This window comes from Luteimonas sp. TWI382 (genome assembly GCF_039674545.1).
GTDB lineage: Bacteria > Pseudomonadota > Gammaproteobacteria > Xanthomonadales > Xanthomonadaceae > Luteimonas.
The window spans coordinates 1-17,711 of sequence record NZ_JBDJNS010000014.1 but is presented as its reverse complement, the minus strand read 5'-3'; the positions used below and the strand labels follow the sequence as shown (position 1 = coordinate 17,711).

Below are 17,711 nucleotides of genomic sequence, written 5' to 3'. Positions count from 1 at the left end.
CCACCACGCCCTCAAGGCGGAATGGCCCGCACCGCCAAGCGACGCGGGCCAGTGACGTTACGACGCCGTGGACACGCCCGCCGGCACGCCCCGCGCGCGGCGGAGCATGCGCGCCGTGCCGTACCGCAGGTCGTCGAGCAGCGCGTAGATCGTCGGCAGGAACAACAGACTGACCACGGTCGAGAACGCCAGCCCGCCGGCAACCGCGCGCGCCATCGGCGAGTACGCCAGACCGCCGAGTACGACGGTGTCGCTGAGCGAGATCGGCACCATCGCCAGGATCGCCGTGCCCATCGTCATCATGATCGGCCGCAACCGCTCGCGGCTGCCCTCCACCAGCGCCTCCAGACGCGGCATGCCGCGTCGGCGCAGGTTGTTGATGTGTTCGACCATGATGATCCCGTTGTTCACCACCACGCCCATCAGCACCAGGATGCCGATGAAGGCCATGACCGTGAACGCGGTACCGGTGAACCAGAACAGCCAGAACACGCCGAACACCGAGAACAGCACGCAACTCATGATCGCCGCGGGGAACAGCAGCGACTCGAACACCGCTGCCATCACCACGTAGATCATGATCACCGCAATCACCAGGTTGAACAGCATCTGCTGGCTTGCCGCCGTATCGTCCTCGAAGCCGCTGCCGGAGAAGCTGTAGCCGTAGCCCGCTGGAAACGCGACCGTGTCCAGCGTCTGCTCCAGCGCCTTGCGGGCATCGGGCATCGTCGTACCGCCAGCGAGGTTGGCCTGCAGCGTCAGCGAGGTCTGCCGGTCGTTGCGGGTGATCCGGCTGGAGGCCGGCTCCACCCGCATTTCGACCAGGCTGGTCAGCGGCACGCTGCGGCCGTCCGGCGCCCGGACCATGAAGGCGGCGATATCGGCTTCGCTGTAGGTCTCCGCGCCCGCGAAGCGGACCCACACCGGCACCTCGTCGTCACCGCGCCGGAACTCGCGCAGCTGGCTGCCGCGCAGCGCCAGGCCGACGAAGTTCGAGACCTGCTCGGCCGAGAATCCGAACGCGGCTGCGCGGTCGCGATCGACGCTGATCCGAAGCTCGTGGTTGAGATCGCCCGAATCCACGCGCACGTCGCGCAGCGCCGGATTGGCCGCCAGGATCGGGATCACGCCATCGGCGATCTCGCGCAGTACCTGGGTCGAATCGCCGACCAGTTGCACCTGGACGCCCTGGCTGCCGCCCGCCCCGCCGCCGCCCTGGCCGCCACCGCGTACGCCGACATCGGCGCGCGCGGACTTGGGCAGCGCCTCGCTGATCTTGTCCGACAGCACCCGGGTGTCGGACACATCGTCCTGGAACGTGATGATCGTGCCCGAATCGCCGCCCTCGCCGAACCACGAGTAGAGCTGACGGATCCGGTACTGCTCGCGGCGCTGGTCGAGGAAGGTCTCGTAGCGTCGCACCTCCTCGGAGCGCTGTTGCAGGTTGTAGCTGCCCTTCCACTGGTAGTAGAGCTGGATCTCCTTGCCGCCGCCGCTGTCGCCGAACATATCGAACTTGATCTGGCTCATCGGCAACAGGCTCAACGCGACCACCAGAACGATGCCCGCCACCGACCAACCGCGGTGCTGCAGCGACCAGCGCAGGAGCCGCGCATAGCCGCGTTGCATGCGCGGGATCAGCCCATCGGGCCGGGCGACCGCCGGCGGCGTCTTCATGCGCGCCGACATCATCGGGATCAGGCTCACGGCCACCAGCCACGAGGCCAGCAGCGAGACCGAGATGGTGATCGCCAGCTGATTCATGAAGATGCTGATGTTGTTGGTCTCGCCCAGCATGTTGGGCACGAACACGATGCAGTGGCACAGCGTGCCGGCCGACAGCGCGATCGCGACATGCCGCGTGCCCAGCACCGAGGCCAGCCACGGCTGGTCGGGCATGCGTTCGCGCTCCTGGTAGATGCTCTCCACCACGACCACGGCATTGTCGACCAGCATGCCGACCGCCAGCAGCAGGCCCATCAGCGACAGCACGTTGAGCGTGACGTCGAAAAAGTGCATGAAGCCCAGGGTGATGATGAAGCAGATCGGGATCGCGAGCGTCACCATCAGCGTCGACGGCCAGTGGCGCAGGAAGAAGTACAGCACGACGATCGACAGCACCAGACCGATCGCGCCCGCCTCGACCAGCTCCAGCAGCGACGACGTCACTTCCTCGCCCAGGTTCTGGATCACCTTGACGTCGATGCCTTCCAGCCCCGGTTCGCTGCGCGCGGTCTCGACTTCGGCCAGCACGCTGCGCGCGATCTCGACGAGGTTGGCATCGCGCTCCTTGAAGATCTCCAGCCCCACCGCCGCCCGTCCGTCGAGGCGCCGACCATAGTCCATGCGCTGCGGCTTGAAGCGCACGTCGGCGATGTCCGACAGCCGTAGTCCCTTCTGGTCGATCACCAGGTCGCGCAGTTGCTGCAGGTCCTGGATCTCGCCCAGCGGCTGCACCCGCAAGCGCTGCCCGCCATCGAGGATCTGGCCGGCCGAGACCGAGAAGTTCAATGCGCGCAGGCGAGTGGCCAGCGCGTTGAGTTCGATGCCGTGCGCAGTCAGGCGATCGGGCTGGACTGCGATCTCGACCTCGTTGGGCGACGCCCCGCTGATCTCCACGCGCGCCACACCGGGCACCCGTTCGAGCCGGCGCTTGAGCTGCCGGTCGATCATCTCGTAACTGCCCGACAGATCGACATTGGCGGCCAGGCGCAGGCGCAGGACCGCCTGGTCACTGGCGGTCCACTTGTGGACGAAGTAACGACGGAAATCGTCGGGCAGGTCGGAGCGGATCGCGTCGATCTTCTCGCGCGCCTCGGCGGCGCTGATCGCGATGTCGCGGTCCCAGTCCGAGAACTCGAGCAGCACACCCGCGCCATCGGCATTGGCATCGCCGCGCATGCGCTTGATGCCGCTCATCGTCGCCAGTGCCTCCTCGGCCGGGCGCAGCAGGTTCTGCTCGGCCTCGACGGGCGTGGACCCCGCGTAGGGCAACTCGACATAAAGGATCGGCATGGTCAGGTCGGGCAGCGCTTCCAGCGGCAGGCGCACCGCCGCGATCAGGCCGATCACCACCATCGAGACGAAGCACATGATGGTGGTGACCGGACGGCGCAGGCTCAGCTCGGCGATGCTCATGGCGTGCCTGCCTCCGCCCCATCGCGCTCAGCGGCCGCACCCAGCCGCGCGCGGCGACCACGCTCGGCGTAGAACGCATCGGACTTGCGATCGAGCAGCTCGTAGACCACCGGGATCACCAGCAGCGTGAGCACGGTCGAGACCGCCAGCCCCCCCATGACGGTGATCGCCATCGGCGAGCGCACCTCGGCGCCCTCGCCCAGCGCCAGCGCCAACGGCAGGAAGCCGAACAGCGTCGCCAGGGTGGTCATCACAATCGGACGCAGACGCGAGCGTGCGCCCTCGACCAGCGCCTCGCGCTTGGCCACGCCGGCCTCGCGCAACTGGTTGACCTTGTCGATCAGAATGATCGCGTTCTTGACCACCAGACCCACCATCAGGATCAGGCCGATGAAGGCAACCACCGAGATCGTGTTGCCGGTCAGCAGCAGCGCCCCGATCGCACCAACCATCGCCAGCGGGATGGTGAACAGGATCACGAACGGATGCAGCAGCGATTCGAACTGCGAGGCCATCACCAGGTAGACCAGGAAGATCGCCAATGCGAACGCCATCAGCAGCGAGCGCATCGACTCGGCGAGTTCCTCGCCCTGCCCACCGATGTGCAGCCCGATCTCGGGACCGAGCGGGTTTTCGGCGACCATCTGCCGCACCTCGGTCATCGCCGCGCCCAGGTCGATGTCGCGCAGGTTCGCCGACACCACGGCCACGCGTACCTGGTCGGCCCGGTGGATCTCGCTCGGGCCGATGGTCGCGACCACGTCGGCGACCGAGTCCAGTCGCACGGCCGCGCCGCTGCCCGGATTGACGATCAGGTTGCGGATGCGCTCCACCGAATCGCGCTCATTCTCCTGCGCGCGCACCAGCACATCGATCTTGCGGTCGCGGAAGTTGTAGCGCGTGGCCACCTCGCCGCGCACCGCGCGCACCACCGCATCGGCGATCTGCCGCGTGGTCAGGCCGAACGCCCCCGCACGCGCCTGGTCGAAGACGATCTGGATCTCGGGGAAGCCCTGCTCCACCGTGCTCTTGACGTCGGCGTAGTGCGGATTTGCCCGCAGCAGTTCGGCCATGCGCTGGCCGGCCTTCGCCAGCCCGTCGAGATCCTGGCCGCGCAGTTCGATCTCCAGCGGCGTGGAGAAGCTGAAGATCTGCGGCCGCGAAAAGTCCACCGCGACGCCGGGATATTGCCGCATGGTGTTGCGCAGGCGCTCGGTCTGCTGCGCCTCGAACTCGCGGCTACCGCCGTCGCTCATGACGATGCTCAACCGGCCGATGTTCTCGCCGCTCTCGGTCGGATTCGCGTCCAGCCGGGTGCCGCTGCCGCTCACCCCGAACAACAAGGCCACACCGTCGTCGTCGCGATGCGCCTGCTGCACTTCGCGCATGATGCGGTCGGTTTCGCGCAACGGGGTGCCGGGCGGCAACTTGGCGGTCATTTCGAACCGGTCCTGGGCCAGTTGCGGGATCAGGTCGGTCCCCAACAGCGGCACGGCGAACATGCTGACCACAAACACCGCGGTCGCAGTACCCAGCACCCACCACGGCCGCGCCAGCGCCGCCGGCAGGATCCGCATGTAGCCACGCTCGGCGCGCTCGTAGGGCGCCATCGCCGCATCGCTGGCGCGTCCCATCACGCGGCTGACCACGTACGAGACACCGCGCCAGGCACGAATGAGCAGCCAGACCAAGCCGAACAGCACGCCATGAATGCCGGTGCCGATGCCGCGGCCGGTCGCCGCCAACGGCTTCTGCCAGCGGCGCTCGGGGCGCCATTGCGGATGCGGCGCTTCTTCCGGGAAGGCCAGCGGCGGACGGCCTTTGAGCGAGGCCAACATCGGGATCAACGTCATCGCCACCAGCAGCGACACGCCGACCGCGATGGCGATCGTCAACGCCTGGTCGCGGAACAACTGGCCGGCGATGCCTTCGACGAACACTAAGGGCAGGAACACCGCGATGATCGTCAGCGTCGAGGCGATCACCGCCATGCCCACTTCCCGGGTGCCGGTGATCGCGGCCTCCAGCACGCCCAGCCCGCGTTCGCGCGCCTTGGCGATGGACTCGAGCACGACGATCGAATCGTCGACCACCAGACCCGTCGCAAGCGCCAGGCCGCCGAGCGACATGACATTCAGGCTCAGGCCCAACTGGCCCATGAAGAAAAACGTGGTGATGATCGAGACCGGCAGCGACAGGCTCACCACCAACGTGCTCCACCCATTGCGCAGGAACAGGAAGATGATCAGCACCGCCAGAGTGCCGCCGATCAGCGCATCGGTGCGCACGTCGTTGATCGCCGCCCGCACGAACTTCGACTGGTCGTCGACGACGGTCAGCGTCATCCCCGGCGGCAGGTCCTTGCGGATCACCGCCAACCGCGCCTGGATCGCATCGGCGGTCGACACGGTATTGGCGTCGCCCTCCTTGTAGATCGCCAACTCCACCGCCTCGTCGCCGCCGAGCCGGATGATGCTCTCGCGTTCCTTGAAGCCCTGGCGCACGGTGGCGATGTCGCGCAGCCGGATCGCGCGGCCGCCCGCGATCGTCGCGCCATCCGCGCCCGAGGCGCTCTGCACCGACGCCGCAGCGGCGAGCACCGCCTGCGAACCACTGGCCGCCGCGATCGCGGCCATCTGCTGCGCCGCGCTGGCGGCGGCGTTGTCGCCGCCCGACTGCGTGGCCACCAGCATCTCGCCGATCTGCTCGACGCTGGCGAACTGGTTGACCGTGCGCACCAGATAGCGCTGCGTGCCCTGGTCGAGACGACCGCCCGACAGGTTGATGTTCTCCTGCTGCAGGCGCTGGATCACGTTCTCGATCGGCAGGCCGATGCGCGCCATCTGCTGCAGGTCCAGTTCCACCTGCACTTCGTCTTCGAAGCCGCCGCCGACCTTGACCGCGGCCACGCCGGCCACCGGCTCGAGCTTCTTCTTCAGATCGTCGTCGGCGTAGCGACGCATGCGCGTCAACTCGTCGACCGCACCGCCCTTGTCGCCGGCGGTCAGCGCGAGCCGCAGGATCGGCTCGGTGGACGGGTTGAAGCGCAACAGCACCGGCGGCTTGACCTCGAGCGGCAACTGCAAGGTCTCGAGCTTGTCGCGCACCTCCAAGCTCGCCTGGTCCATGTCGGTGCCCCAGGCGAACTCGAGCACCACATCGCTCTGGCCGGTCCGCGAGATCGAGCGCAGCTTGCGCACGCCCTTGACCACGCCCAGCGCCTCCTCGACCGGCTCGCTGACCAGGGTCTCGATCTCCGACGGTGCCGCGCCGGTGTACTCGGTGCGCACCGTCAGTGTGGGGTAGCTCAGATCGGGCAGCAAGTTGACCTTGAGGTTGGTCAGCGCGATCAGGCCGAACAGCATCAGGCTGATCGCGACCATCCACACCGTCACGCGGCGCCGCGTGGAGAACTCGACCAGATCGAACCGCCTGGGTGCGGTGGCATGCGGGTCCGCGGCCGGGCCGTCGCCGGCGGGGCCTTCGTGGGAGGCGCCGGCCATTACTGCGCGTCGCTCTTGGCGCCGGTGGCGGGCTTGGCGGCCGCGACCGGGGCCGCGCCGATCACCTGCACCGGGCTGCCCTCACGCAGCGCGACCTTGCCGGCGGTCACCACCTGCATGCCGTCCTCCAAGCCGTCGCGGACTTCGATCAGATCGCCATCCACATACCCCAGCGTCACCGGCACGCGCACGGCCTTGCCGTCACGCACGGTGAACACCGCCGCCTGGTCGCCGTCATCGAGCAGCGCGGCGCGCGGGATCACCAGCGCGTCGGCGCGCTGGTCGTAATCGATGTGGATGCGCCCGAACATGCCCGCGCGCAGCGCATCGGTACCGGCGAAGGCGGTGACCACGCGGAATGTGCCGCTGCGCGACTCGACCACCGGCGCGACGCGCTCGACGACGCCCTCGAACGACTCGCCCGGCAGCGCGTCGACCTGCAGCCGCACCGGCTGGCCGCGCTTGAGCACGCGCAACTCGCGCTCGGGGACATTGAGCGTCGCCTCGATGCGCGCGTTGTCGACGATGCTGAAGATCGGCGTGTTGATCTGCACGAAGTTGCCGGTGCGGATCATGCGCTGGGAGATCACGCCTGCGATCGGCGCGGTGACCGTGGTGTAGGACAACTCCAGCTGCGCCATCTCGTACTGCGCACGTGCGGTATCGAGGTCGAACTTGATCTGGTCCAGATCGTTGGCGCTGATCATCTGCTGGCCGACGAGCTGCTGCGCGCGACGGTAGCTGTTTTCCAGCTTGCCCATCGTCGCCCGGCTCTGCAGCACCGCCAGGCGTGCACGATCGGGGTCGAGCCGCACCAGCGGCTGGCCGGCCCGGACGGCATCCCCCTCCTCGACCAGCACCTCCAGCGCGATTCCCGAGGTCTTGGCGACCACGTCCGCACCGCGCGGTACGTCCAGCGACGCGGTCCCCACATAGCTCGCCGCCACACTGCGCCGCGCCACGGCCTCGGTCTCCACCGGCACCGGCGCCTGCGCCGCATCGCCGGGCTGGGCCTGGGCATCGCCTCCTCCCCCCTTGCAGGCGCTCAAGCCGAAGGCGGCCGCCAGCAGCAGGCTGCCGGCGAAAATGCGTCCCGAGGACGTGCGAACGAGCAGTGTCGACATTGGAATGGAATGACCCCTACGGTGTGGTAGCAATGTAGTTCACCCGAACATGCGGATTCCATCCGCCATTGGTCATGGTGACCTCCAGCGTTGCGAACTGGGCCTGGATGCGCCGTTGGGTTTGCACAGAGCCCATGGCTATACTGGCGCGGTTGCCCGCGGTTCAGCGACCGCCCGCGGGTCACGTCCCACGCTTCCCCGACAGCCGTTCCAGCCACTCAGGATTGCGGATACCAAGATGACGCGACCGCTGCTGCTCGCCTCCTGCCTCGCCCTTGCCGCGATGGCCTCTCCCGCGGCCCTGGCGCAGACCGCCGCCGCACCTGCCGCCGCGGCCAATGCGCCGCTGGCGGGCGACGCCGGCAACGGCCGGACCCTGACCTACACCTGCCAGGGCTGCCACGGGGTCGAGGGCTACCGCAACGTCTATCCGCACTACCACGTGCCCCGGATCGGCGGCCAATCGCCCCAGTACCTCGTCAATGCGCTCAACGAGTACAAGCGCGGCACCCGCCGGCATCCGACGATGCAGGCCCAGGCGCAGAGCTTCTCGGACCAGGACATCGCCGACATCGCCGCCTTTCTTTCGGAGCTGACCCAGTGAGCGGCATGAACCGGACCTTCCTTCTGCTGATCCCGACCGCGGCCTGTCTGGCGTTGGCCGCCTGCGGCGGCCCCGCCGCCGACGGCCAGGCGCATGCCGGTGGCGGCACGTCATCGTCGGCCGGCCTGCCCAAGGGGTCGGTGCAGGCAGGCGAGCGCGCAGCGAACGTCAAGAGCGCCGCGACCGGCCAGACCTGCACCGATTGCCACGGCGCCGGCGGCAATGCGCCGCTCGACCCGACCTATCCGAAGATCGGCGGGCAGTACCGCGACTACATCGCCCACGCGCTCCAGGCCTACCGCGACGGCACGCGCGAGCATGCGCTGATGTCGCAGCAGGCCACCGGGCTGAGCGACCAGCAGATCGCCGACCTCGCGGCCTACTTCGCCGACCAGCCCAGCCAGTTGCGCGATCTTCGCGGCGTGCACGACCGCTGACCGTCGTCGTCGCCGTTCGACCCCATGCGCGCCCTCGCTGGAGGGATGCCCAAGAGCGGATCAACACCTGTGATCCGCTCTGCCTGCGTGCGGCCTGCCGACTCTAACTTCGGCTTCGGATTTCAGCCGCTGCCCCCGACCTGCGCGCCGTAGCGCGCGCCGAGCACCACGGGGCGACCAGGCCCAATCGCAGTCCTGGCCTGAGCGCCGTGCGCCGGGGCCGCGCGCGGCACAGGCGCACGCACTGAATTCGATTCCGGCCTCATTTGCCCAGGCTGTCGCGGTCTTCCTGCAACTCCGGCTTCCACGGCACGTCCGGTGGCGGCCGGCCGTCGGTCTCGACGTCCTGCATGTTCGGATCGGTGATCCCGCAGCCGCCGCCGAAGGCCAGCAACGCGACGCTGCACTGGATGGTCTTGCTGGTGCCCGGAATCGGGATCAGCACCGTCTGCACGCTGCGCCGCACCCATTCTTCCAGGAGCGATTCGCTGGGCACCCAGTAACGATCGAAGCGCGTCGACTCGTAGCCCGGGGCCGGTCGCCGCAGCCAGGTGCCCATGCGGTCGATCTTCTCGAAATCCTCGGTGATCGTGCCCGGCGGCAGCCCGCCGCCCACGCGCCCGCCATCGGCCAGGCGCGGGCGGCCATCGGCGCCGAACAGGCCCGACGGGCGACCGGGCCGGCCGCCGTCGCGCGCGGTGTCGGCATCGCCCCAGTCGTCGGCAGCGCGGGTCGACGGCGCGGCGCCCGGCGGGGACGCCGCGACGGGCCCACGCCCTGCGGTCGCGGCCGGGGTCTGCTCGCCCGTTCCCGGCGCTGGCGTCGCCGCGCCGCCTGGCACGGGCCGCGCCGGAGCAGGCGCCGGTGCCGAGGTGGGGGCCGGGGTCGTCGCGACTTCGGCAGCGGGCGCGGGATCGCGCAGCGGCACGTTGCGTTCGCGCGCGGTGACTTCGGGCGCGGACCGCGCCGCTGGCGTCGGCGTCTCGACCGTCACGTCCGGTCGCGGCGCGGTCGGCAGACGGACGGTCTCGGTCGCCTGCGCCACGGCCCGCTCGCGGACCTCGAGCTCCAGCGTCGGCGCCTCTGGCGTGGGCGGCGCCAAGTCGATGCGCTGAGGACCTCGTAGGGCCGGGATCTCGACCGCCTGCAACGGCGCGTCGGGCACCTGCCGGTCGCGCACGGCGACCTCCGGCGCCGCCGGACGCGGCGGCGGCAGCGTGAACGCACTGTCTGGCCGCGGCGTCTCGGTGACCTGCAGCACGTCCTGCGCGGGCGCGTCGTCCGCATCGGCCATCGATTGTGCGGGCGCGGGATCCTGCGCCGGGGGCGGCACCGTGGGCGCGGGTACCGGTGCGGATGCCGGGTCGGTGGGCGTCGCCTGCGCGGCAGCGGTCGGTGTCGGTGGCGTTGGTGCCTCGCCCGGATCGCCCCCGGCATCGCGTGGCGTGCCGGCGCCAATGAACACCGCCTCGACGACGTGCTCCTCGCCGTGGGCGGCGGCCTCGGTCGCGGCGAGGAACCGCGCCTGCATCAGCAGCAGCAACAGGCCCAGCCAGCTCAGTTGGATCAGCAGCGTCGTCACCAGCGAGACGACCCGCAGGCCGCGCTCGTCCCGGGGGGCATGCTCCCAGAGCGGATAGGCCAGGCTGGCCCAGGCGGCCAGTGCACTGGCCGGCGGCGCATGCCGACGCCGAGGCGATGCCGGCCGGCCGGCCAGCACTGCGGCGATCGCCGGCGCGGCCGCGCCGGTCACCCCGCCGGCGCGCGCCCGCATGGCCGCAAACCACGCCGTCCAGCCGGGCGGAAAGTCCGGCGCCGCCTCGGCCGCCCCGCCCGACCGCCGGCGACGGAGCACCTCGATCAGGTCGGTAGAGGTGAACATCCGTCGCAGGCCGCCGGCTGCCGGACCTGGCTCAGGCCACGTCGCGCGGCATGTACGGCGCGCTGCCGCTGTCGTGGTCGGTCGCGTCGCGCACGGCGGTGACGCCGGGGACCTTCTCCATCAGCGTCTTCTCGATGCCCTGCTTGAGGGTCACGTCGACCAGGCCGCAGCCGTGGCAGCCGCCACCGAAGCGCAGCACCACCACGCCCTCGGCGGTGATCTCCTGCACCGACACGTTGCCGCGATGCTGGGCCAGCTGGGGATTGACTTCGTTCTCGACCACCCAGTGCACCCGCTCCACCAGCGATGCAGCCTCCGGCGGCGCTTCGCCCTTGATCTTCGGCGCACGGATCTGCAACTGCCCGCCGGTCGCGCGGGCCTCGTAGTCGATCTGCGCGCCGTCCAGGTAAGGCACGCTGGGCGCGTCGAGCCACAGCGTGAAGCCCTCGCAGTCGATCGCCCATTCGTCGCCGGTCAGATCGCCTGGCTCGGCGAACTCCAGGCGCACGTCCGCGCGCGTGGTACCGGCGTGGACCGCGGCCAGGCGCACCCCCAGTCCCGGTAGCGCCTCGCGCTCGATCAGCTTGCGGAAATGCGTCTGGGCGGATTCGGAGATATTGATCATGGGGGTATTCTAGCGAGCCTGCGCCGGCGCACGTGCCGGTCGCCGTCTGTCGCATGAATGGCCGTTGCGGAACGGCCGCCGCTGCCCAAGGAACTGCCGATGTCGGATCTGCCCCCCCTCGCCCAAGCCCACTGCATCGCCCGCCGTGGCGCCGAGCACCGCCTGCCTGAAGCGCGGGTACGCGAACTGCTGCCGCACCTGCCCGAGTGGACCCTCGCCGAGGACGGCGGCGCGCTGACCCGCACGTTCCGGTTCGAGGATTACCACCGGACGATGGCGTTCGTGAATGCCCTGGCGTTCATGGCCCACCGCGAGGACCACCACCCCGACCTGGGCGTGCACTACGACCGAGTCGACGTGCGCTACTCGACCCACGACGTCGGCGGACTGAGCGAGAACGACTTCATCTGCGCGGCCAAGGCCGACCGGTTGGTCGCGTGAGTCGCCGCGCGATCGGCATGCTCGCCGCGCTCGTCTGCGCGGTGCCTGCTTGGGCGAATCCGCCAACCTTCATGGACGCGTTGGACGCGTACACGGCGGGCGACCCCGCCCGTTGCGGCGAGATCCTGCTGGGCGCGGAAGCCGCGGGCGGCGCGATCCCGATGAGTGGCGAACTGCTGACCGCCGAATGCCTGTCGGCGATGGGACGCTACGATGATGCCTTCGCGTATCTGCGAAGGCAGCTCCCCCACGGTCGGATCGCACTCGACGAACTGCTGGGCAAATCTCGCCCGGGGCTGGACGCGTTGCGGGCGCAGCCGGGATGGACCGCATTGCGCGCCGAGGCCGAGTCGCTGGACGCCGCGCGCGCCGACACCCGCGATTCCGCGCTGCGCGCAGAACTCCTGGCGCGCGCGGCGCGTGACCAGGCCGTCCGCAGCGCGATGACCGATGGCGGCACGGGGCGGCTCGATCAGTCCGACTGGGAGGCGATCGCAGCAGTGGACCGCGAGAACGTCGCATGGCTGAAGCCGCTGATCGAAACCCGAGGTTGGCCCGACAGTGATCTGGTCGGCCACGACGGCGCGAAGGCAGCTTGGCTGCTCGTCCAACATGCCGATCACGACCCCGCATTCCAGCGGGACGCGCTCGCGCGGATGCAGGTCGCGGTGGAATTGGACCGTGCCGACCGCAGCGACTTCGCGCTGCTGACCGACCGCGTCTTGCTCGCGGACGGCCAGCCCCAGCGCTACGGCACCCAGTTCCAAACCGGTGACGATGGCGTCATTCGGATGCGCCCGGTGGAGGACCCGGACGGCCTGGAGGCGCGCCGCGCTGCTGTCGGACTGCCCTCGATGGCCGACTACCGGCAAGTGCTGCGCGCGGGTTACGGCACCGAGGTCGAATGAGGGCGCGGTCAGTGCACTGCGGCCATCGACTCGGCGTCCCAGCGTCCGGCGAGCGTCTTTGAGCGCGATTCCAGTCGCGCCGTGACCGCCTCCCGGCTCAGCCCAGCCGGTCCAGCGCCTCGCGCAGGTCTTCGGCCAGCGGCGCATTGAGGACGTAGGCCTCGCCGTCGTCGAGCGTGAACTCCAGCGATGCGGCATGCAGGAACAGGCGCCGCAGTCCGATCTGCTCGCGCAGCCGGCGGTTGACCTCGAGATCGCCGTACTTGTCGTCGCCGGCCACCGGATGGCCGATGTGCTGAGCGTGTACGCGGATCTGGTGGGTGCGCCCGGTCTCGATCCGCACCTCGCAGTACGACTGTCCACCGCGGCGCTCCAGCACCCGGAAATGGCTCAGCGAAGGCTTGCCCGCGGCGTTGACCTGGACGTGGCGCTCGCCGCCCTGCCGCAAGCCCACGTGCAACGCCGCATCGACGCTCATCGTGCCGTCGGGCAGGCGGCCGGCGAGCAGCGCGAGGTAGCGCTTGCGAATACCCGCGCCGTGATCCTCGCGCATCAGCGCCTGCAACTGGGTCAACGCCGAGCGCTTCTTGGCCAGCACCATCAGCCCCGAGGTGTCGCGGTCGAGCCGGTGCACGAGCTCCAGCGACTGGTTCGGTCGCAGCGCGCGCAAGGTCTCGATGACCCCGAAACTGATCCCGCTGCCGCCGTGGCTGGCGATGCCCGACGGCTTGCTGATCGCCAGCAGCCGCGCATCCTCGAACACGATGCTCGCCTCCATCGCCGCCAGCAGCCCGCGCGACGGCGTGCCCGCCTCTCCGGCCGGCGCCAGCCTGACCGGGGGAATGCGGACCTCGTCGCCGGCCTCGAGCTTGCGCTCGGCCTTGGCGCGGCCACCGTTCACCCGGACCTGGCCGCTGCGCACGATCTTGTAGACGATCGACCGCGGCGCGCCCTTGAGCTGGCCCAGCAGGAAGTTGTCGAGGCGCTGGCCGGCGCGGTCGTCGGTTACCCGGACCAGCCGCACGCCGCCGCCGGCCGGGCCGGAATCGTTGTCAGTCATCGTCGCTTATTTATCTGCTACACTCGGCCCGCGATATAAGGTGCTGATTTCCCTGGAAGATCACGGGCCAAAAGCCCACCTTCCGAAGGTCTCCGGACAGTGCGCGGCCACCGCCCCAGGGGCGGCCATGTTAGCGGCTGGACGGCAACGCTGCTTATCGCCCGATGCCTGGCATCGGCGCTGAACACGTCCCGCGCGGCGCCCGTCCCGGTCCAAGACCGGTCGCGAGCGGCCAGCGGCCCGCAACACCCAGACAACAACGAGCGCTCCCGCGGCCCGCCGTGGTGTCGTAGCGCTGGAAAATCCGGTTCGTCGCTGCGCGTGCGCGGCGGCTTCAGGCTTCATCCAGGCGAAACGCCCCGACGTTCCGCGCGCGAGAGCGCGTTGAGGAACGCAATCCATGAAGCGCATGCTCATCAATGCGACGCAGGCAGAAGAACTGCGCGTCGCCATCGTCGACGGCCAGTCCCTGTACGACATCGATATCGAACAGCCGTCGCGGGAACAGAAGAAGTCCAATATCTACAAGGGCCGGATCACCCGGATCGAACCCTCGCTCGAGGCCGCGTTCGTCGAGTACGGCGCCGCCCGCCACGGCTTTTTGCCGCTCAAGGAAGTCTCGCGCGACTATTTCCAGGCCGGCGTCGACCCCAACAAGGGCTCGATCAAGGAACTGTTGCGCGAGGGCCAGGAGGTCGTCGTCCAGGTCGACAAGGAAGAGCGCGGCAACAAGGGCGCCGCCCTGACCACGTTCATCTCGCTGGCCGGCCGCTACATGGTGCTGATGCCCAACTCGCCGACCGCCGGCGGCGTCTCGCGCCGGATCGAAGGCGAGGACCGCGCCGAGCTGAAGAAGGCGATGGACGCGCTGACCATTCCCGACGACATGGGCGTGATCATCCGTACCGCCGGCGTCGGCCGCGACGCCGAAGAACTGCAGTGGGACCTGGACTACCTGCTGAGCATCTGGCGGGCGATCGCCGAGGCCGCGCTCAGCAAGCCCTCGCCGTTCCTGATCTACCAGGAGTCGCGCCTGATCACCCGGGCGCTGCGCGACTACATGCGCGCCGATATCGCCGAGATCCTGGTCGATACGCCGGAGATGTACGCCGAGGCGCGCGACTTCGTCGAGCAGGTGATGCCGCACAACCTGCGCAAGCTCAAGCACTACACCGACGACGTCCCGCTGTTCAACCGCTACCAGATCGAGTCGCAGATCGAGAGCGCCTACGAGCGCACCGTGCGCCTGCCCTCCGGCGGCGCGCTGGTCATCGACCAGACCGAGGCGCTGACCGCGATCGACGTCAACTCGGCGCGCGCCACCAAGGGTGGCGACATCGAAGAAACCGCGTTCAACACCAACCTGGAGGCCGCCGACGAGGTGGCCCGCCAGCTGCGCCTGCGCGACCTGGGCGGCCTGGTGGTGATCGACTTCATCGACATGTCGTCCAACAAGCACCAGCGCGACGTCGAGAACCGGCTGCAGAACGCGCTCAAGTACGACCGCGCACGCGTGCAGCAGAACCGGATCTCCAAGTTCGGCCTGCTGGAGATGAGCCGCCAGCGCCTGCGCGCGAGCCTGGGCGAGTCCAGCCAGATCGTGTGCCCGCGCTGCGAAGGCCACGGCCGTATGCGCAGCATCGAATCGCTGTCGCTGTCGATCATCCGCGTCGCCGAAGAGCACGCGATGAAGGACAACACCGGGCAGGTGCTGGTGCAGGCACCGGTGGAGATCGCCAACTACCTACTCAACGAGAAGCGCAGCGCGCTGGCCGAGATCGAGAAGCGCCACGGCGCCCCGATCATCATCGTCGCCGACGAGCAGTTGCATACGCCGCACTACGAGGTCTCGCGCATCCGTGAGAACGAGCTCGGCGAGGAGACCAGCCGCCCAAGCTACCAGCGCGGCACGCCGCGCCGCGTGGCGACGATCGCGCTGAGCAAGGGCAACCTCAATGTGCCGCCGCCGGCCGTGACCAATGTTCGCCCGGCCCAGCCTGCGCCGATCCGCGAGCCCAAGCCCGAGCCGGCGCCCGCCCCGGCCCCCGCGCCCGTGGCCGCCCCTGCACCGGCGCCGGCCCCGGCCTCGTCCGGCGGTTTCGTCGGCTGGCTCAAGACGCTGTTCGCCGCTCCCGCCCCTGCGCCGCAGCCCGCGCGCCAGGACACCCGCGCGCCGCGCCCCGATGGTCAGGCCCGGGATGGCCAGCCGCGCGGCGAAGGACGCGGCAACGGCCGCAACGGTCAGCGTCGCGACCGCCGCGGGTCGCGTTCGGGTGGACAAGGTGGTCAGGGCGCGCAGACCGGCGCCTCGGCACCTGCACGCGAGGAGCAGGCCGCCACGCCGCAGCGCGAATCGCGCCGCGAGCAGCCCGCAGCCCAGGACAAGCGTCCCCAGGAGCGTCGCCAGAAGCAGAAGCCGCCGCGCGCGCCCCGTCCGCCCAGAGGCGAGGACGACGCCCCCGAGACGATGACGGCCCCGGCCGTCGCGGCCACCGCGGCCGCGGTCTCGACGCCGCCGGCCCAGGCGGCAGCGCCCGCACGCACGGAGGTCACCCCGGCACCGGTCGAGTCGCCGAAGGTCGAGGCATCGGCCCCGGCAGAGGCCGATCGGCACGCGCCGGCTTCGGCAGCGGACGCGGCATCGCCCCAGCTCGCGCCGGCCGTGGTCGATGCCGATCCGACCGACGAGGATCGGACCGACGAGGCACCGACCGCGAGCGATGATGACGAGGGCGGCAACGGCCGTCGCCGTCGCGGTCGTCGCGGCGGCCGCCGCCGCCGCCGTGGCAAGGCCGGCGACGGCAGCGTCGCGGGCGACGAGCTGCAGCAGGACGACGACGATGCCGCGGACGACCACGGCATCGTCCCGTCCGACCGCGCCCAGCCCGAGTTCGACTTCGACGACCTGCCGGCCGCCCCGGCGCAGCCCCAGGCCGCGACGTCGGCGCCTGCGCTCACGCCCGCTGCAACCGCGGCGCCTGCTTCCGCAGCTGCCGCAGCCGCAGCCGTGATCGCGACCGGCGCCGATGGCGCGGCGCAGGCGCCTGTCGACAACGCGTCCGAACCGTCGTCGGCGGCGCCTGCATCGGCCCCGAGCACCGTCCCGGCCCTGCCGGCAGCAGAAGACGCGCAGACCGACGTCGATACCGGCGTGGCAGACACCTCGGTTTCGGCACAGGCCCAGGACGCGGACCCGGTCGATCCGGCCGCGACGCTGTCGACCCCGTCGGCGGTCGACACCGCCCAGGCCGAGGCTGAGGCCGCCGTGCCCGCCTCGCCGGTCGAACAGCCGGTGGCGGACGCTGGGAGCCGCGAGACGGCTCCGGGTCTGTTCGATGCGCCGGTGTCCAGCACCCCAGCGACCGACGCAGTCGAGCAGGTCGAAGCGGTCAAGGCCGTCGAGGTCGAGCGGACCGAGGCGATCGACGAGGTGCCGCAGGCCGCGCACGCAGTCGACTCGGCAACGGATGCGTCGCGGGCCGGTATCGCCGCAGCGACGCCGCCACAGGCCGAGCCGACGGACGCAGTCGAGCCCGAGGCGCAGCCCGATGGCGAGCGTCACGACGTGCCCGAGTCCGCAGTCGCGACGCGCACGCCTGCGGCAAGCGACGCCAAGGCCAAGCAGGACGAGCAGCCGGACCCGCCGCCGAGCCGCGAGGCCTGAGCCACACGAAGAAGCCCCGGCATGTCCGGGGCTTCTTTTTGGTTCATCGCTGAATTCCGGGGAAGGCTGCGCGGATCTTCAGGAAGAAGTACTCCTGATCGCGGTACCCGTAGGCACGGCGCTTGATGACCTTGATGGTGTTGTTGATGCCTTCAACGATGCTGGTGTTGAGTCGATGCCGGCAGCGCGACACGATTCCATGCAGGTAGGCTTTGAGCTTGGCCGCGAAATGGGCCAGCGCGGCAATCCCACTGGATTGGGCCTGCTCCAGCCAGTGCTCCCAGGCCCGTTGGGCGCAGCTGGGATGCTGGTAGAACCACAGTCG

The 17,711-nt window shown here is 69.9% G+C and carries 12 protein-coding genes; 5 read left to right on the top strand and 7 right to left on the bottom strand.

Annotated elements, in window-relative coordinates:
* Window positions 1–57 precede the first annotated feature (57 nt).
* The 3 genes from ABE505_RS10515 to ABE505_RS10505 are packed head-to-tail and all read right to left on the bottom strand — an operon-like array spanning window position 58 to window position 7,765.
* Complete coding sequence (locus ABE505_RS10515; RefSeq protein ID WP_346442228.1) at window positions 58–3,138, bottom strand: efflux RND transporter permease subunit; 3,081 nt, start codon at window positions 3,136–3,138, stop codon at window positions 58–60.
* A complete protein-coding gene (locus ABE505_RS10510) occupies window positions 3,135–6,641 on the bottom strand; it encodes an efflux RND transporter permease subunit (protein ID WP_346442229.1) in 3,507 nt (1,168 codons plus the stop codon). Before ABE505_RS10510 ends, ABE505_RS10515 begins: the two co-directional genes overlap by 4 nt.
* Window positions 6,641–7,765 carry an efflux RND transporter periplasmic adaptor subunit gene (locus tag ABE505_RS10505; protein WP_346442230.1) on the bottom strand — a complete coding sequence of 375 codons (1,125 nt, stop codon included), beginning with the start codon at window positions 7,763–7,765 and terminating at the stop codon, window positions 6,641–6,643. Before ABE505_RS10505 ends, ABE505_RS10510 begins: the two co-directional genes overlap by 1 nt.
* 238 nt (window positions 7,766–8,003) lie before the next feature.
* Between ABE505_RS10505 and ABE505_RS10500 the strand changes: the two genes are divergently transcribed.
* Together ABE505_RS10500 and ABE505_RS10495 are read left to right on the top strand one after the other, a co-directional pair.
* Complete coding sequence (locus ABE505_RS10500) at window positions 8,004–8,369, top strand: cytochrome c (RefSeq protein WP_346442231.1); 366 nt, start codon at window positions 8,004–8,006, stop codon at window positions 8,367–8,369.
* Window positions 8,370–8,374: 5 nt separating this feature from the next.
* Window positions 8,375–8,806, top strand: coding sequence for a cytochrome c (locus tag ABE505_RS10495; protein ID WP_346446234.1), 432 nt, complete (start codon window positions 8,375–8,377; stop codon window positions 8,804–8,806).
* Window positions 8,807–9,068: 262 nt separating this feature from the next.
* Here ABE505_RS10495 and ABE505_RS10490 read toward each other — a convergent pair whose 3' ends face one another.
* Window positions 9,069–10,688 (bottom strand): hypothetical protein, encoded by a 1,620-nt coding sequence (locus ABE505_RS10490; protein WP_346442233.1) that lies wholly within the window; start codon window positions 10,686–10,688, stop codon window positions 9,069–9,071.
* A gap of 31 nt (window positions 10,689–10,719) precedes the next feature.
* The gene (locus tag ABE505_RS10485) at window positions 10,720–11,313 is read right to left on the bottom strand and encodes an NfuA family Fe-S biogenesis protein (protein ID WP_346442234.1); all 594 of its coding nucleotides are present in this window, start codon (window positions 11,311–11,313) and stop codon (window positions 10,720–10,722) included.
* 99 nt (window positions 11,314–11,412) lie between these two features.
* Here ABE505_RS10485 and ABE505_RS10480 point away from each other — a divergent pair, with 99 nt between their 5' ends.
* Together ABE505_RS10480 and ABE505_RS10475 are read left to right on the top strand one after the other, a co-directional pair.
* Window positions 11,413–11,754 carry a 4a-hydroxytetrahydrobiopterin dehydratase gene (locus ABE505_RS10480; RefSeq protein ID WP_346442235.1) on the top strand — a complete coding sequence of 114 codons (342 nt, stop codon included), beginning with the start codon at window positions 11,413–11,415 and terminating at the stop codon, window positions 11,752–11,754.
* Between the two features lie 17 nt (window positions 11,755–11,771).
* Entirely contained in the window at window positions 11,772–12,662 is an 891-nt protein-coding gene (locus ABE505_RS10475; protein WP_346442236.1) for a DUF6624 domain-containing protein, read from the top strand.
* A gap of 97 nt (window positions 12,663–12,759) precedes the next feature.
* On the opposite strand, the gene ABE505_RS10470 is transcribed toward ABE505_RS10475, so the two are convergent.
* Window positions 12,760–13,722 carry an RluA family pseudouridine synthase gene (locus tag ABE505_RS10470; protein ID WP_346442237.1) on the bottom strand — a complete coding sequence of 321 codons (963 nt, stop codon included), beginning with the start codon at window positions 13,720–13,722 and terminating at the stop codon, window positions 12,760–12,762.
* A gap of 400 nt (window positions 13,723–14,122) precedes the next feature.
* Here ABE505_RS10470 and ABE505_RS10465 point away from each other — a divergent pair, with 400 nt between their 5' ends.
* Window positions 14,123–17,386, top strand: coding sequence for an Rne/Rng family ribonuclease (locus ABE505_RS10465; protein ID WP_346442238.1), 3,264 nt, complete (start codon window positions 14,123–14,125; stop codon window positions 17,384–17,386).
* A gap of 43 nt (window positions 17,387–17,429) precedes the next feature.
* Here the strand turns inward: ABE505_RS10465 and ABE505_RS10460 are convergent.
* A partial coding sequence (locus ABE505_RS10460; RefSeq protein ID WP_346442239.1) for a transposase occupies window positions 17,430–17,711 on the bottom strand: 282 nt, incomplete at its 5' end.

Excerpts from the sequence above, each read along its gene's own strand:
- ABE505_RS10475 (WP_346442236.1), top strand. The coding sequence starts at position 11,772 with ATGCTCGCCGCGCTCGTCTGCGCGGTGCCTGCTTGGGCGAATCCGCCA.
- ABE505_RS10495 (WP_346446234.1), top strand. The coding sequence starts at position 8,375 with ATGAACCGGACCTTCCTTCTGCTGATCCCGACCGCGGCCTGTCTGGCG.
- ABE505_RS10485 (WP_346442234.1), bottom strand. The coding sequence starts at position 11,313 with ATGATCAATATCTCCGAATCCGCCCAGACGCATTTCCGCAAGCTGATC.
- ABE505_RS10490 (WP_346442233.1), bottom strand. The coding sequence starts at position 10,688 with ATGTTCACCTCTACCGACCTGATCGAGGTGCTCCGTCGCCGGCGGTCG.
- ABE505_RS10465 (WP_346442238.1), top strand. The coding sequence starts at position 14,123 with ATGAAGCGCATGCTCATCAATGCGACGCAGGCAGAAGAACTGCGCGTC.
- ABE505_RS10480 (WP_346442235.1), top strand. The coding sequence starts at position 11,413 with ATGTCGGATCTGCCCCCCCTCGCCCAAGCCCACTGCATCGCCCGCCGT.
- ABE505_RS10470 (WP_346442237.1), bottom strand. The coding sequence starts at position 13,722 with ATGACTGACAACGATTCCGGCCCGGCCGGCGGCGGCGTGCGGCTGGTC.
- ABE505_RS10505 (WP_346442230.1), bottom strand. The coding sequence starts at position 7,765 with ATGTCGACACTGCTCGTTCGCACGTCCTCGGGACGCATTTTCGCCGGC.
- ABE505_RS10510 (WP_346442229.1), bottom strand. The coding sequence starts at position 6,641 with ATGGCCGGCGCCTCCCACGAAGGCCCCGCCGGCGACGGCCCGGCCGCG.
- ABE505_RS10500 (WP_346442231.1), top strand. The coding sequence starts at position 8,004 with ATGACGCGACCGCTGCTGCTCGCCTCCTGCCTCGCCCTTGCCGCGATG.
- ABE505_RS10515 (WP_346442228.1), bottom strand. The coding sequence starts at position 3,138 with ATGAGCATCGCCGAGCTGAGCCTGCGCCGTCCGGTCACCACCATCATG.